This window comes from Vibrio tasmaniensis (assembly GCF_024347635.1).
Lineage (GTDB): Bacteria > Pseudomonadota > Gammaproteobacteria > Enterobacterales > Vibrionaceae > Vibrio > Vibrio tasmaniensis.
Genome location: NZ_AP025510.1, coordinates 616,788 through 633,112 on the forward strand (window position 1 = coordinate 616,788; position 16,325 = coordinate 633,112).

The 16,325-nt window shown below is 44.8% G+C and carries 11 protein-coding genes; 8 read left to right on the top strand and 3 right to left on the bottom strand.

Annotation, left to right across the window (positions count from 1 at the left end; translation table 11 throughout):
- Positions 1-75: 75 nt before the first annotated feature.
- The 3 genes from gluQRS to sfsA all read right to left on the bottom strand — a co-directional run bounded on the left by gluQRS (position 76) and on the right by sfsA (position 2,468).
- The gene (gluQRS, locus tag OCV44_RS02985) at positions 76-978 is read right to left on the bottom strand and encodes a tRNA glutamyl-Q(34) synthetase GluQRS (RefSeq protein WP_139685617.1); all 903 of its coding nucleotides are present in this window, start codon (positions 976-978) and stop codon (positions 76-78) included.
- A gap of 146 nt (positions 979-1,124) precedes the next feature.
- Positions 1,125-1,571, bottom strand: a complete 447-nt coding sequence (gene dksA / locus OCV44_RS02990; protein ID WP_139685616.1) for an RNA polymerase-binding protein DksA — start codon at positions 1,569-1,571, stop codon at positions 1,125-1,127.
- Positions 1,572-1,706: 135 nt separating this feature from the next.
- A complete protein-coding gene (sfsA, locus tag OCV44_RS02995; protein ID WP_139685615.1) occupies positions 1,707-2,468 on the bottom strand; it encodes a DNA/RNA nuclease SfsA in 762 nt (253 codons plus the stop codon).
- Between the two features lie 94 nt (positions 2,469-2,562).
- On the opposite strand from sfsA, the gene hrpB reads away from it, so the two are divergent.
- The 8 genes from hrpB to OCV44_RS03035 all read left to right on the top strand — a co-directional run bounded on the left by hrpB (position 2,563) and on the right by OCV44_RS03035 (position 16,290).
- On the top strand, positions 2,563-5,001 hold the full coding sequence (hrpB, locus tag OCV44_RS03000) for an ATP-dependent helicase HrpB (protein WP_246091798.1): 2,439 nt from the start codon (positions 2,563-2,565) through the stop codon (positions 4,999-5,001).
- Positions 4,998-7,397 (top strand): penicillin-binding protein 1B, encoded by a 2,400-nt coding sequence (mrcB, locus tag OCV44_RS03005; RefSeq protein WP_139685613.1) that lies wholly within the window; start codon positions 4,998-5,000, stop codon positions 7,395-7,397. The genes hrpB and mrcB overlap by 4 nt, the downstream gene beginning before the upstream one ends.
- A gap of 38 nt (positions 7,398-7,435) precedes the next feature.
- A complete protein-coding gene (locus OCV44_RS03010; RefSeq protein WP_139685612.1) occupies positions 7,436-9,775 on the top strand; it encodes a patatin-like phospholipase family protein in 2,340 nt (779 codons plus the stop codon).
- Positions 9,776-10,047: 272 nt separating this feature from the next.
- Complete coding sequence (gene acnB, locus OCV44_RS03015) at positions 10,048-12,636, top strand: bifunctional aconitate hydratase 2/2-methylisocitrate dehydratase (RefSeq protein ID WP_139685611.1); 2,589 nt, start codon at positions 10,048-10,050, stop codon at positions 12,634-12,636.
- A gap of 282 nt (positions 12,637-12,918) precedes the next feature.
- Positions 12,919-13,287 carry a YacL family protein gene (locus OCV44_RS03020; protein ID WP_029223087.1) on the top strand — a complete coding sequence of 123 codons (369 nt, stop codon included), beginning with the start codon at positions 12,919-12,921 and terminating at the stop codon, positions 13,285-13,287.
- Between the two features lie 226 nt (positions 13,288-13,513).
- Positions 13,514-13,852, top strand: coding sequence for a P-II family nitrogen regulator (gene glnK, locus OCV44_RS03025; RefSeq protein ID WP_004738200.1), 339 nt, complete (start codon positions 13,514-13,516; stop codon positions 13,850-13,852).
- 27 nt (positions 13,853-13,879) lie between these two features.
- The gene (locus tag OCV44_RS03030) at positions 13,880-15,109 is read left to right on the top strand and encodes an ammonium transporter (protein ID WP_139685610.1); all 1,230 of its coding nucleotides are present in this window, start codon (positions 13,880-13,882) and stop codon (positions 15,107-15,109) included.
- A 164-nt stretch (positions 15,110-15,273) separates the two neighbouring features.
- On the top strand, positions 15,274-16,290 hold the full coding sequence (locus OCV44_RS03035) for a Fe(3+) ABC transporter substrate-binding protein (protein WP_012604721.1): 1,017 nt from the start codon (positions 15,274-15,276) through the stop codon (positions 16,288-16,290).
- The last annotated feature ends 35 nt before the right edge of the window (positions 16,291-16,325 follow it).

The following is a 16,325-nucleotide window of genomic DNA, read 5'->3' on the forward strand; positions in this document are numbered from 1 at the left end:
AATAGCTTAGCGCGAGCCATTTGAGAACATCGTCTGCTTAGTCACAGGTATTTGTTACGGTATTTTTATGTATCGTTATTGCGATTTGCCGTTAGTTTCGAACTCATTGCTGTGCTCTTTTTGTAAACTATCAGGTAACTGATTGACGTTCCATTGCTGGCAGCCCCACAATAAAACTTCATCCATTGACGCCTCGCAAAGAGCATTCGGGATATTAAAACCTAAGAATCGCATCGCGTTGATCAACGTCGGTTTTGGGTTGTCGAGATCTATCGCGGTGGCATGATTTTGTTTTGACAGTTTATTCCCCAAGCCATCGGTTGCCAATGGTAAGTGCAAGTAGCTCACGTTTTTTTGCTTGAGCGTCTTATACAAACTGATTTGTCGACCTGTTGGTTCTATCAGATCTGCACCTCTAACGACTTCTGTTACCCCTTGTTCGATGTCATCAAGGACAACTGCCAAGTTATAGGCAAACAACCCATCTCTGCGTTTGATAATAAAATCTTCTTCAGCCAATACTTTGGGAATTTGAATCGTGCCGTGACGAATATCGTCAAAGGACTCGATGGGAAAGTCCATACACAAGCGCACCGCCTGTTCGCCTGAATCAACCAAACCTTTGTCGCGGCAGTGGCCACTATAAAACCCACCCAAGGACTTTATCTGTTTACGGGTACATTGACAGTAGTAGGCCTGATTGTCAGTGACCCATTGATTAATTTGAGCTTGATATAGGTCATGACGCTGGCTTTGATAAACGACTTCACCGTCCCAATACAGGTGGTAAGCCTCAAGCGTCTTAAGAATGAGGTCTGCAGCGCCGGCCATTTCTCTTGGTGGATCGAGGTCTTCCATACGAACTAACCATTGTCCTTGGTTAGACTTCGCTTGAAAGTAGCTACCAAGAGCAGCAACCAGTGAGCCAAAATGAAGAGGACCTGACGGTGATGGTGCAAAGCGTCCGATATAATTCATAAGTGAAAACCTAATCTTGATGGTACCGCAGTAGCCGATTCTTAAGACGTTTGGCGATTAGCTTATCGCTATCACAACGATATAAACCGCTTTTTAGAACAAACAAAAAAGGGAGCCAAAGCTCCCTTTCTTTACATCCGCAAGAATTAACCTTGCATCTGTTTCTCTTTGATCTCTGCAAGTGTTTTACAGTCAATACAAAGGTCAGCAGTTGGACGAGCTTCAAGGCGACGAATACCAATCTCGACACCGCAAGAGTCACAGAAGCCGAAATCGTCTTCTTCGATCTTATCTAGTGTCTTCTCAATTTTCTTGATAAGACGGCGCTCACGGTCACGGTTACGTAACTCTAGGCTGAATTCTTCTTCTTGAGAAGCTCGGTCAACAGGATCTGGGAAATTCGCTGCTTCGTCCTGCATGTGGTGCACAGTACGATCAACTTCTTCCCTGAGCTGGTTGCGCCAAGCTGCTAAAATTTTTGTAAAATGTTCCGTTTGCTCAGGTGACATGTACTCTTCACCTGTCTTTGCTTGGTACGGTTCAACACCTGCGATGGCTAGGATGCCTAGCGCTTTTTTCTTAGATTCTGGCATACAGCATCTCCTATTTACACCTAGTCAACTGCAAAGCAGCTAATTTTAAGGCGGGTATCTATAGCAGAAAGAACGAATGGTGGCAAATACTCTTGTTAAAACTTGCAATCAATGTGAATAGTTCAGCATTTTTGCTTAGCTATTGATAAATTCAACGGCTTGTTTTAGTTGTATTTGAGTACTGCTGAGCTCTGCTTTATAGCAAAGCACTTCAACTCCAGCGTCTTGTGCTTGTTTTAGTAATAACGAATATTTGGCGTCTATATGGTGTGCCGCGGACACTTTTTCAATGCCTGAATGTAAAACAGTGAATAAAAGTACGGCTCTACTTCCAGATTCGACCATTTCTGTGAGTTCTCGCAGATGTTTTTGGCCTCTGGTTGTCACTGCATCAGGGAAAAAACCTTGCCCTTCGATTGACGCTTGTTGTTTAGTTGATAGTTGCTGCTTAGTCGACATTTGTTGATCGTCGAGCAAAGTGACGCTTTTTACTTCGATATAGCAAGGCGGCTTTTCGTTATCTTCAAGCAGAATATCAATGCGACTATTCTCACTGCCATATTTCACTTCGGTTCGTAACGCGTTATAACCTAAGAGTTCAACTATAGTCCCATTTTCAATTGCTTCCACCGCTAGCTGGTTTGCCCGCGCAGTATTTACACAAATACGGTGACCTTTGTCTGTTTCTGAGATCTCCCAGCTGTTTGGGTACTTTCTTTTTGCATTGTCTGAGGTTGAGTACCACACCGTATTGCCAGGAGTCGCACATCCTGTCATCGCTCCAGTGTTAGCGCAGTGGATAGTACGCTCGCTGCCGTCTGGAAGTTGAATGTCAGTGAGAAAGCGTTTATAGCGTTTAATAAGAGTCGCTGGCTCTAATGGAGGATTGAAGTGCATATTACTTATTTAGAGAGGTAGGTTTTTATGTACAATGTTGCCAACATTACACCACAAGGTTCACCCATTGCCACAACTGCCCATAGAAGCTGTGATGCCAGATCTGCTCGCTGGCGTACAAACACACACTCAACTTATTCTAAAGGCCGCTCCCGGTGCCGGTAAGTCAACATTCTTCCCTTTACAGTTGGTTAAGACTAATGCAGTTCAAGGCAAAATCATTATGCTTGAACCAAGGCGTTTGGCTACAAGGAATATTGCTGCTTACTTAGCGAGCCAGTTAGGAGAGAAAGTGGGAGAGAGCATAGGTTTTAGGGTTCGTGGTGAATCTAAAACCAGTAGTGCGACTCGCTTGGAAATCGTGACTGAAGGGATCATGACGAGAATGATCCAAACCGACCCTGAATTGACAGGGGTTGATATGGTGATCTTTGATGAATTTCATGAACGCAGCATTCACGCAGATACTGCATTGGCGTTTAGCTTGGAGATCCAAGATGCGCTGCGTGACGATCTAAAAGTGGTGGTGATGTCGGCAACCTTAGATCAACACGCTCTGCAATCTTTGTTACCTGATGCCAAGTATGTTGAATCGCAAGGGCGAACTTTCCCTGTCGACTTCCGCTATCAGCCATTAGGCTCGAATGAATATTTAGCACCTAAGATGGCCAACGTGATTCGTTCTCTGATGGAGAAAGAATCGGGTTCACTTTTGGCTTTCTTACCGGGTGTTTCGGCGATAAAACAAGTGGAATCACAACTTGGGCAACTTGTCAGTGATATTGACGTGTGTCCGTTGTATGGCCAATTGAGCTTTGAACAGCAGCAGAGAGCGATCGCGCCATCGGTGAAAGGGCGTCGAAAAGTGGTATTGGCCACTAACATTGCCGAAACCTCTTTGACGATTGAAGGCATTCGCTTGGTTGTAGATTCAGGGTTAGAACGAGTTGCAAAGTTTGATTTGAAAACGGGCATTACCAAGCTTGAACAAGTAAAAATTTCGCAGTCTTCCGCTGAGCAAAGATCGGGTCGTGCAGGGCGAATCGAAGAGGGCTTGTGTGTTCGTTTGTACAGCGAAACACAGTTGATACAGCAACCTGCTGTGCCAGAACCTGAGATTCTTCATTCTGATTTGTCTTCGTTGGTGTCTGAATTGACACAATGGGGAGCCGCAAGTGCTGATGAATTGCAGTGGTTAGACATTCCACCGAAAGCTTCAACAGAACAAGCTAAGCAACTCTTACAAAACCTGGAACTGTTAGACGCTAATGGGCAGTTCACTTCGCTCGGTAAGCAAGCCCAGCACCTAGGCATTGAGCCGCGTATCGCTAGTATGCTGATCAAAGCTCAGCAAAACAGTCCAGCCTTGTTGAATGTCGCGATTGTCGCTGCCGCTTTACTCGAAGAGCCGGAACGCAATGTGACGGATATTCAGCACTCTTTGCATCGACTTAAGCAAAGAAAACATTCGAAAAATAGCGTGGTGATGCAGCGAGCGAAGAGTCTCGCCAGCAAACTCAAACATCACTTAGATTTGTCACAAGTTGACGAATCATTGCTACCATTAGTGCTTTGTTTTGCATTCCCAGACCGAATTGCACAAGCGAGAAGTGCGAGCAGCAGTGCTTTTCTTCTGGCGAATGGTCACGGTGCTGAAGTTCGTGATGATGATCCATTGGCGAATAATGACTATATCGTCGTGATTGATTTGATGCGCAGCACAGGGCGAGCCAGTCAAGTTTTCTTAGCTACTGCGGTTGATATTGCGCAGCTAGAGGTTGAATTTCCAAAACTGTTTGCGTGTTCCGATTACGCCGATTGGGATGAGAAACGTGGTCGCTTAGTGGCAGAGCAGCGAGTGTCTTTGGGGAAGTTGATTATCAGCACCAAAGCTTTACCAGAACCCGATGCGAATCAGGCGAGCCAAGCGCTACTCAATTATATCGCTCGCTGCGGACTGGAGCGCTTACATTGGACGTCTTCAGCTAAACAGCTCGTTGAGCGTGTACGCTGCGCACAGCTTTGGATGCCAGAGCATGATTGGCCAGCGATGGATGATGCGAGTTTGATTGAACATCTTGATGAGTGGCTATCACCCTATCTGAATGGCATTAAGTCAGCCAAAGGGCTGTCGAATGTATCGATTGAACAAGCATTGTCGGCTTATCTTGGCTGGCCTCTGAATCAAGAAATAGATCAATGGCTACCGACTAATTACCTGATGCCAACGGGCAGTAAGAAGTCGATTCGATACCAATATCAATCTGAGCCAATGATCTCTGTTCGAATGCAGGAAGTCTTTGGTGAGCAAGATTCACCCTTGATTGCCCAAGGGCGTAAAAAGGTGGTGCTTGAGTTGCTTTCTCCTGCGCAACGACCACTGCAAATTACTCAGGATTTAGCCGGCTTTTGGGCTGGCGCGTACAAAGAAGTACAAAAAGAGATGAAAGGCCGTTACCCAAAACATCCTTGGCCGGATGACCCTGCTAATCATGTAGCAACCACTAAAACTAAACGACAGTTGAACCGATGATGACCAAAATGTTAACGCCAAAAAAGGCACCACCTAAAAAAGCGCCAGCAAAGAAGTCACCAGCGACCAAAGGCAAGCCTAGAAAGCCAAGAGCAGCAGCGAAAAAGACTAAACCTAAGGCTAAACCGTCTGGCAAGAGAGGTTGGTTGAAGATTCTGTGGGGCATTTCTTGGAAAGCTGGCTTAGCACTTGCCGCATTGCTGTTGTTCGTCGGTATTTATCTGGATTCAGTGGTTAAGCAGCGTTTTGAAGGTCAGCTTTTTGATCTGCCAACCGTTGTTTATGCTCGTGTGTTGGATCTGTCTCCGGGTACTGCTGTTAGTTTGGTGCAAGTCAAAAATGAATTGGATGTGCTGAATTACCGCAAGGTGAATTCTCCTCGTCACCCAGGTGAGTACTCTTCTTCTTCAACCAAGATTGAAATGATTCGTCGTCCGTTCGAGTTTGTCGACGGGCCGGAAGCGGATCGTCATGTGATGCTGCATTTCAACGGTAACGAGTTAACTCGTATACAGTCGCTAGAGAAGAAAGGCGACATGGGCTATCTACGTGTTGAACCGAAAATGCTGGGTATGCTTGAAAAAAGTAACGATGAGCAACGATTGTTCTTAAAACGTAATCAGTTCCCAGAAGTGATGGTTGATGCTTTATTAGCAACTGAAGACCGAAGCTTCTATCAACACGATGGGGTATCGCCATTAGCAATCGCTCGTGCAATGGTCGTTAACGTCAAAGCTGGGCGAACGGTACAGGGCGGTAGCACGCTGACACAACAGTTGGCAAAAAACCTATTCCTGTCCAGTGAGCGTACATTGTGGCGTAAGGTTCGTGAAGCCTACATTGCGCTTATCTTGGACCATCGTTACAGCAAAGACCGTATTCTAGAGGCTTACTTAAACGAGGTTTACCTTGGACAAAATGGTGGGCAAGCGATTCATGGCTTCGGTTTAGCGTCTCGTTTGTATTTCGGTCAACCAATTCAAGAGCTCCGTATCGATCAGCTAGCACTGCTGGTGGGTATGGTGAAAGGGCCTTCGTATTACAATCCGGTTCGTTATCCTGAGCGTGCTAAGACTCGACGCGATTTGGTTCTTCGCTTATTGATGCAACAAGATATCTTGACTCCGCGACAATACGAAGAAGCGGCGAGTCGTGATTTGGATATTCAAGACAACCCACGTATTGCTAGCCGTCAGCCAGCTTACTTCCAGCAAGTAAACATTGAGCTTAAGAAGTATGTCGGCGATCGATTTGAAGCGAAAAAAGGGATTCGAGTCTTTACCTCTCTGGATCCAGTTTCTCAAGATAAGCTAGAGAAGTCGATTGCTCGTAAGGTGCCTGAACTGTCAAAAACGGCAGGTAACAAGTTGGAAGCCGCGGCGATTGCTGTCGATAGAAATACCGGAGAAATCCGAGCAATGGTCGGCGGTAAACGCACCGGTTACGATGGCTTTAACCGTGCTTTGAACGCGAGTCGCCCTATTGGTTCTTTGGTTAAGCCAGCAATCTACTTGACCGCATTAGAGCAACCCCAGAAGTACACGTTGGCGACAACATTGAAGGACACGCCACTGAGCTTGAAAGGCAGTAAGGGCAGCGTATGGAGCCCAAGAAACTTCGACCGTAAGTTCCGTGGCGATGTACCCTTGTATGTTGCGCTTTCTAAGTCTTACAACGTACCAACGGTTCGTTTGGGGATGCAGTTAGGCATTGATAGCGTTTCAAATACCATTGGAAAACTGGGTGTCGATAAAAACGAAATTCGCCCAGTGCCATCGATGTTTTTGGGTTCATTTTCACTGACCCCATTCCAAGTTGCTCAGATGTACCAAACCATTACCAACTCTGGCCGCATCGCACCTTTGTCTGCGCTTCGTTCGGTTGTTGATAATGATGGTGAGGTTCTGTATCAGTCTATCCCTCGTGTATCACAAAGCGTTGACCAGCAAGCTGCTTGGTTAACAACGTATGCCATGAAGCGTGGTGTATCAGAAGGTACAGGTCGTTTCTTACAAGGTCAGTTTGCATGGGCGGGATTAGCCGGTAAAACGGGTACCAGTAATGACAGCCGTGACAGTTGGTTTGTGGGTGTTGATGGTCGTGAAGTTACGACGATTTGGTTAGGCCGAGATGACAATAAACCGACTAAACTAACCGGTTCTAGTGGTGCGTTGCGTGTTTATGCCGATTACCTGAAACAAAGAACCCCTGAACAGCTATTACTGCCTTGGCCAACAGGAATTGCGACCGCTAGCTTTACTCGAACTTCTGAAGGGGCGTTAGAGTTTGACTGTGATGGTACTGTAAAATTGCCGGTCTGGGATGAAAGTGGCAGCATTAAAAATGGCTGTGAAAGTCAACCAAAACAGTGGCTAAAGAAGCTTTTTCAGTGGTAAAGTCATAACAGAAAAGAATGACAAGGATAGTTTAGATAATGATTTCTCGTTGGTTAGTGAGTAGCTTGGGTATTGTCGGTACTGTGATCAGTTTTCAACTGTTTGCCGCTACTGCTGCACAGGTTGATTCATCAGAACATGTTGAACTTAAAGAAGCTCATAAAAGGCCAACCGTTGCTGTCGTTCTCGCTGGTGGTGGCGCTAAAGGTGCTGCCCACATCGGTGTACTAAAAGCCTTGGAAGAGATGCAAATTCCGGTTGATTACATTACCGGTACCAGCATGGGTGCATACGTTGGTGGTCTTTATGCGACAGGGATGAGCGCTGATGAGATCGAGAGCTTTATTTATACGGTTGATTGGAATCGCGGCTATCGTGATCGTGTTAACCGTAGTGATCGACGTGTGCGAGACAAAGAATATGAAGACCGTTATCAACTGAATACCGATCTCGGTTTAGGTTGGGGTGAAATCAAAGCTAGAAAAGGTGTGGTTCAAGGCCAGAATATGCTGCGTATTCTGCGCGAGACCACAGGTAACCTCTCTCCACTCGACTCTTTTGACCACCTTGCTATTCCCTACCGTTCAGTAGCAACTGACATTATCGATCTTGAAGAAGTCGTGATCGATCATGGTCACCTTGTTGATGCGATGATGGCGAGTATGTCAGTACCTGGAGCACTTCCTCCTTATGAAGTTGATGGGCGAATGTTGGTCGATGGTGGTGTCACCAATAACATGCCGGTTGATGTTGCTCGAGCAATGGGGGCTGACATAGTTATTGCGATTGATATCAGCACTAACTACAAAAGCAAAGAAGACTTCACAAACTTTTTAGCCGCAGCAGACCAACTCTCTAATTACCTTGTTCAACGTAGTACTCAAGAGCAAGCCGCGACGTTAACAGACGATGATTTTTTCCTACGCCCTGATGTTGGGCTAATGGAGACCACAGAGTTCGACAAAATGCCGACGGCTTACCACGCTGGATACGAAGCAACAAGGCAGCATACAGATCAGCTTTCCAAGTTGGCGCTGTCTAACGCAGACTACCAAAAGTATATTGATCATAAACAGCAAGCTAGAAAACAACTGATACACGGTGATAAGACTATCGTTGATAGAGTTGTTATCAATAACAATACCCATTACTCAGATAAGTTGATCGAAAATCGCTTAAACCTCGATGCAGGCCAGGTTATTAAAACCAGTGAAATCGAATCTAAAGTGAAAGATCTCTATGCTTTAGATCGGTTTGAGTTGGTGACTTATGAATTTGAAAATGTTGATGGCGAGGATCAACTACTGGTCGATGTGAACGAAAAATCTTGGGGTCCCAATTATCTCAATTTTCGATTCTTTCTTGAAGATGACTTCTCGACTACCAGCCAGTATTCACTTGGTGTCTCTGCCAATTTTACCGATATTAATAAACATGGTGCAGAGCTAAGAACTAATCTCGAGATGGGAACGGACAAACGAATTGAGGCGGAACTCTTCTCGCCATTCTTTTCTAGTCAAAAGTTGTTCACCTCTGCCTCCATTGTTTACAGCAACCAGAATAGAAATTTGCCCGCCGGAATCGGAGAGATTGGAGAGCCAACACTGGATGTAACCAAAGACTTTTTGCCGATGTCTTACCAAGAATACCAGAGTGAATTTGCATTGGGCTACCAACCTACATTGTGGCAAGAGTTGAAATTTGGTGCGCGTTATACCGATGGGGATATTGAGGTGGCATCGTTACCTTCACTAGGGAGCGCTGGCTATAAACGCATTGGTGCCTTTGCCAGTTATCGATTGGATACACTAGATAATTTTAGCTTGCCAACGGAAGGGTATTTTGTCGATTTAGAGTATCTTATCTCTCATGATGATTTCGATAATGATAGCTCTAGTGGTGGTTCAGATTTTTCTTCTGAGAGTGATACAGTCTTTGAACTTTCGGCTAATTTCATGGCTGCACAAAGTATTGAGAAGCATACTTTAGTCGCAAAGGTTGATTATGGCATTGTAGAAAGTAAAAACTCAGTCTTTCCGATTGATCCGAAAGAGCTCGGAGGGTTCCTTAATCTATCCGGTATTCCAAGAAATAGTTTGATCGGTCAGAACTTAGCTTACACCAGTTTGATCTACCGTTATAAGTGGTTTGAAAATGACTTCGGCCTCTTTGAATCACCGTTCTACGTGGGCGCCTCTATTGAACATGGTGGTGTTTGGTCGAACAATGACTTAAAACTGGATGAAGCACCAATGTATACTGCAGGTTCTGTTTTTGCGGGTGTCGACTCACCCATCGGGCCGATCATATTAGCTTATGGCCGAACCGAAGATAATTTTGATTCGGTGTATCTGATTGTCGGTACTTCCTACAAATAATCATGCGTAGAGTCACCGTTTAACTGCGTAAATAGGCAAAAATAGTGGGACTTTCGTCTTAACTTGCTATGTTGGTCAAAATGATAAGATTTTAATTTAACGTTAAATTTGCTATTCTACCGCCCACAGTTTGGCCTCTAAGACGCCGCTCATCAATACAAATTGAATGACAAAAATGGCAATGGAGAGCCAAGTTTCCAAGGATGTTCACTTCTTTATTTTACTAACAATTATGAAGGTAAGAAGTGAACCGCAATGAGAGGAAAAAAGTCGTGCTTGAAGCCTACCGTAAACACGTCGAAGAACGTGCTGCCGAGGGAGTTGTCCCAAGACCACTAGATGCTGAGCAAGTCGCTGGCCTAGTTGAACTTCTGAAGAATCCACCTCAAGGTGAAGAAGAAATCATTCTTGACCTACTAGAAAACCGCATTCCACCGGGTGTCGATGAAGCTGCTTACGTAAAAGCGGGCTTTCTTACGGCTATCACTAAAGGTGAAGTGACTTCTCCACTAGTAAGCAAAGCAAAAGCTGCACAACTGCTTGGTACTATGCAAGGTGGTTACAACATCGAGTCTCTAGTGTCTCTGCTAGACGATGCTGAGCTTGCTCCAATTGCAGTTAAAGCCCTGTCTCATACTCTACTGATGTTCGATGCGTTTTACGATGTAGAAGATAAAGCGAAAGCAGGTAATGCTTCAGCACAACAAGTACTTCAATCTTGGGCTGATGCTGAATGGTTTACAGCGAAAAACAAAGTAGCGGAAAAGATCACCGTTAAAGTATTTAAAGTTACCGGTGAAACTAACACTGATGACTTATCACCAGCACCTGATGCTTGGTCACGTCCTGATATCCCAGTGCACGCGAAAGCGATGCTGAAGATGGAACGTGATGGCATTACTCCTGATGAACAGGGTAGCGTTGGTCCAATCAATCAAATTGAAGAAATGCAAAAAGACGGCATTCCACTGGCTTACGTTGGTGATGTTGTTGGTACAGGTTCTTCACGTAAATCGGCAACAAACTCAGTACTTTGGTTCATGGGTGAAGATATCCCATTCGTACCAAACAAGCGTACTGGCGGTGTTTGTCTTGGTGGTAAAATTGCACCGATCTTCTACAACACAATGGAAGATTCAGGCGCACTACCCATTGAACTGAACGTACAAGACATGAACATGGGCGATGTCATTGATATCTACCCGTACGAAGGTGTTGTTCACAAGAACGGTTCTGTGATTTCAAACTTTGAGCTAAGCAAAGTACTTCTTGATGAAGTGCGTGCTGGTGGCCGTATTCCACTGATCATTGGTCGTGGCCTAACTGGTCGTGCTCGTGATGCCCTAGGCCTAGCTGAAACCGATCTGTTTGCTAAACCAATCGATCCTTCTGCTTCTGATAAAGGCTACACGTTAGCTCAGAAGATGGTAGGTAAAGCGTGTGGCGTTGAAGGTGTACGTGCTGGTCAGTACTGCGAACCTAAAATGACAACGGTAGGATCTCAAGATACTACGGGTCCTATGACGCGTGATGAACTTAAAGATCTGGCGTGTCTTGGTTTCTCAGCAGACCTTGTAATGCAGTCTTTCTGTCACACATCGGCATACCCGAAACCAGTTGATGTAAACACTCACCATACACTGCCTGATTTCATCATGAACCGTGCAGGTGTTTCACTTCGCCCGGGTGATGGTGTTATTCACTCTTGGTTAAACCGTATGCTTCTTCCTGATACCGTAGGTACAGGCGGTGACTCACATACTCGTTTCCCTCTAGGTATTTCATTCCCTGCGGGTTCTGGCTTAGTCGCATTTGCGGCGGCAACAGGCGTTATGCCTCTTGATATGCCTGAATCTATCTTGGTTCGCTTTAAAGGCGAAATGCAACCGGGTATCACACTACGTGACCTAGTACATGCCATTCCGCTTTACGGCATCAAGCAAGGTCTACTAACGGTAGAGAAAGCAGGAAAGATCAATGAGTTCTCTGGTCGTGTACTAGAAATTGAAGGTGTTGAACACCTATCTGTTGAGCAAGCATTTGAGCTTTCTGATGCATCAGCTGAACGTTCGGCTGCAGGTTGTACTGTTAAGCTCTCTCAAGAGTCTATTGATGAGTACCTGAACTCGAATATCGTTATGCTTAAGTGGATGATTGCTGAAGGTTACGGTGATGTTCGTACGATTGAGCGTCGTATTACGGCAATGGAAGAGTGGGTAGCGAACCCTGAGTTGCTGTCTGCTGATTCAGATGCGGAATACGCGCACGTTATCGAGATCGACCTTGCTGACATCGATCAGCCAATCCTATGTGCACCAAACGATCCAGATGATGCTCGTCTTCTTTCTGATGTTCAAGGCACTGAGATTCAAGAAGTGTTCATCGGCTCTTGTATGACCAACATCGGTCACTTCCGAGCTGCAGGTAAGATGCTAGAAGAGTTTAATGGCTCTTTAAATACTCGCCTATGGGTTGCTCCGCCAACTAAGATGGATAAAGACCAACTGACAGAAGAAGGCTACTACGGCATCTTCGGTCGTGCTGGGGTTCGTATTGAAACTCCGGGTTGTTCATTATGTATGGGTAACCAAGCTCGTGTTGCTGATGCTTCGACGGTTATGTCTACGTCTACTCGTAACTTCCCGAACCGTTTAGGTAATGGAGCGAACGTTTATCTAGCTTCTGCTGAACTTTCTGCTGTTGGTGCGATTCTAGGTCGTATCCCAACGAAAGAAGAGTACTTAGAGTACGCTGAGAAGATTAATGCAACGGCTGCTGATACATACCGTTACCTGAACTTCCATAAAATGGGTCAGTACACGGAAAAAGCAGACACAGTTATCTTCCAAGAACCAGCTTAGTTCCTCGTTATATTTGTAGCTGCAGCGTTGTTGACTGCGTAAGTCCACCGGAGCGCCGGCCGCCCTAGTCACATAGAGCTTCTATGCTCATAGGGATGAACGTACTTGTCGCCTAGCTGCAACTCCAACTATTTAGAGGAACCCAAATGATAGAGCGTCTACTTCGGTAGGCGTTTTTTTATGTCTGAATGTTAGTTTACGAGCGACTCGATCTCTTGATGACTTCGCTATATACTCTCGCCTCATTTTTTACCCTATCTGTCATTAGTGCGCGGAGCCTCTATGGAATTTGAATTTACACGAAACACTTTAATGGGCGAGTACTATGTAAAGTGCAGCATGGGTCATGAAATTGTTGGCCGCTGGCTTCAAGAAGAGATCGGGAAAGATAAGCAGAAACTGGATCATGTGATGGCGTTGATTGAGCAATCTCGACAAGATCTGAGTAATGAAGTGACGCTACTAGGCAAAGAGATCAGCCTAGCGATCAATGAAGACGACGTAACGATTCAAGAAAATGTGCTAGGGCACGAACAAGAGATGGAAGAGGGCAGTGAGTTCGACTTCTATAATTGTGAAAGCGAAGCAAGCTGCGGAATTGACGATTTCGAGTTGCTCATCGAACGTTGGATTGATTTTTTAGGTTACTAGTTGCTAATGATTTTCCATCGTGAAAGTTTCGTTGCCCAAAACTAGAGCAACGACAGTGCAACGCATTAAGATAGTGAAAAGGCCGCACCATATTGGTGCGGCCTTTTTCGTTTCTAAAACAGTATAATTTCTATTTTATTTAAAATCAAGCACTTAGGTTTTTGGCACGCTACTTGGATTGTAATAAGAGTATTAACGGATTAAGTGAAGAATTTAAGGAAAGAATATGAAATTAATAAATGCCATTGTTAAGCCATTCAAATTAGACGATGTACGCGAAGCGCTCTCTGATGTGGGTATTGAAGGTATGACGGTTTCTGAAGTGAAAGGCTTTGGTCGTCAGAAGGGGCACACTGAATTGTATCGTGGTGCAGAGTACCAGGTGGACTTCCTACCAAAGGTAAAGCTAGAGATTGCAACCCAAGCTGAAAATGTTGACCGAGTTGTTGAAGCGATTAGCCAAGCGGCACACACCGGAAAAATCGGCGATGGCAAAATTTTTGTGTATGACCTAAGCCAAGCCGTACGAATTCGTACCGGTGAAATGGATGCTGAAGCACTTTAAAGAATTACAAGGACTGGAGACTTTAATATGGAACTTACAACAACAGTAACGGAACTACGTTACGCACTAGACACTTTTTTCTTCCTCATTTCAGGTGCGTTGGTAATGTGGATGGCTGCAGGCTTCGCGATGTTAGAAGCTGGCCTTGTTCGTTCGAAGAACACCACAGAAATTTTAACTAAGAACATTTGTTTGTACGCGATTGCTTGTACGACTTTCTTAGTCGTTGGTTACAACATTATGTATGTCGATAACGGCGAAGGTGGCTGGTTACCGTCATTTGGTACTCTGATTGGTACTCAAGGTGAAGGTGCAGACCACTCATTAGAATCAGACTTCTTCTTCCAAGTAGTTTTCGTTGCAACAGCAATGTCTGTGGTATCTGGCGCGGTTGCTGAGCGAATGAAACTTTGGTCATTCCTGATTTTCTCTGTGGTTCTAACTGCATTTATTTACCCAATGGAAGGTTACTGGACTTGGGGCGGTGGTTTCCTATCAGAAGCCGGCTTCAGTGACTTTGCTGGTTCAGGTATCGTACATATGGCTGGTGCTTCAGCAGCCTTAGCGGGTGTGCTTCTACTGGGTGCTCGTAAAGGTAAATATGGTAAGAACGGTGAAATCTACCCGATTCCAGGTTCAAATATGCCACTGGCAACGCTAGGTACATTTATCCTTTGGTTTGGTTGGTTCGGTTTCAACGGCGGTTCTCAACTAATGGTTTCGGATTTTGAGAACGCAACAGCAGTAGGTCAAATCTTCCTTAACACCAACGCAGCAGCAGCAGCAGGTGCGATTGCAGCACTACTAGTATGCAAAACAACTTGGGGTAAAGCAGACCTAACAATGATTCTTAACGGCGCGTTAGCTGGCCTAGTAGCAATCACTGCAGACCCTCTATCACCATCACCTCTATTTGCTGTAGCGATTGGTTCGGTATCTGGTGCCTTGGTTGTATTCAGTATCATTGCTTTAGACAAAGTTAAGATTGATGATCCAGTAGGTGCTATCTCGGTACACGGTGTGTGTGGTTTCTTCGGTCTAATGGCTGTGCCACTAAGCAATGCTGATGCAACGTTTGGTGCTCAATTACTGGGTGCAGCAGTAATCTTTGCATGGGTATTCGGTGCTAGTCTAGCTGTATGGGCAGTGCTTAAAGCAACAATCGGTATCCGAGTAACTGAAGACGAAGAACTTGAAGGTATGGACATGCACGATTGTGGTGTTGGCGCTTATCCAGAGTTTGTGTCTGTAAAATAGAACATTATGTATTAATCCATAATTTACAAATATTTACACATTACCCACTTGAAACCTGCTCTCATGAGCAGGTTTTTTTGTGCTCTATCATTGAAATTAATATTTTAATAAATATAATAACGCAACTGATATAGATTATCATTTCGATATAAAGGACTTTACCAATGAAAAAATTGCTAACTCTTTCAGCTCTAGCATGTAGCGCAATCGCACCAACGGCTGCAATCGCTGCTGAAGAAGTAAACGTATACTCTTACCGTCAACCTTTCCTTGTTGAACCTATGTTTGATGAGTTCACAAAAGAGACAGGCATCGAGGTGAATGTTAAGTTTGCTAAGAAAGGTTTAGCAGAGAAGCTAGCTCAAGAGGGCGAATACAGCCCAGCAGATGTGGTATTAACTGTTGATATCAGCCGTCTATCTGAGCTAACTGAAAAAGGTTTAGTTCAAGCTGTAGAAAGTGATGTTCTAGAAAAGAATATTCCAGCTCAGTACCAAGACACAGCTAACGAGTGGTTCGCTCTAACAACTCGTACACGTAGCGTTTACTCTTCTCGTGACCGTGTTGGTCGTCTAGGTGAAGATTTCACTTACGCTGATCTAGCTAAGCCAGAATTCAAAGGTAAAATCTGTACACGTAGCGGTAAGCACCCATACAACGTTTCTCTAGTATCTTCGATGATTGCTCACAAAGGTGAAGCTGAAACGAAAGAATGGCTAGAAGGCGTAAAAGCAAACCTAGCACGTAAGCCTCAAGGTAATGACCGTGCACAAGTTAAAGCGATCAAAGAAGGTCTATGTGACGTTTCTCTTGGTAACAGCTACTACCTAGGTAAGATGGTTAACGATAAAGAGCAAAAAGCTTGGGCTGACGCTGTTTACCTTAACTTCCCTAACCAAGAGACAACAGGTACTCACGTAAATATCTCTGGTATGGCAATGGCTAAATTCTCTCCAAATAAAGAGAACGCGGTTAAGCTAATGGAATTCCTATCTGGTGACGTGGCGCAAGGCATGTACGCAGAAGTGAACTACGAATACCCAGTTAAAGCTGATGTTAAACCTTCAGAGCTTGTTGCTTCTTGGGGTGAATTCAAAGCTGATACAATTTCTCTAGACCAGATTGCTGACCACCACGCAGCTGCAATCAAGTTACTAGACGAAGTTAAGTTCGATCTATAATTTTTTACTGTAGGCTTCGGCCCAAGTAAAATGAC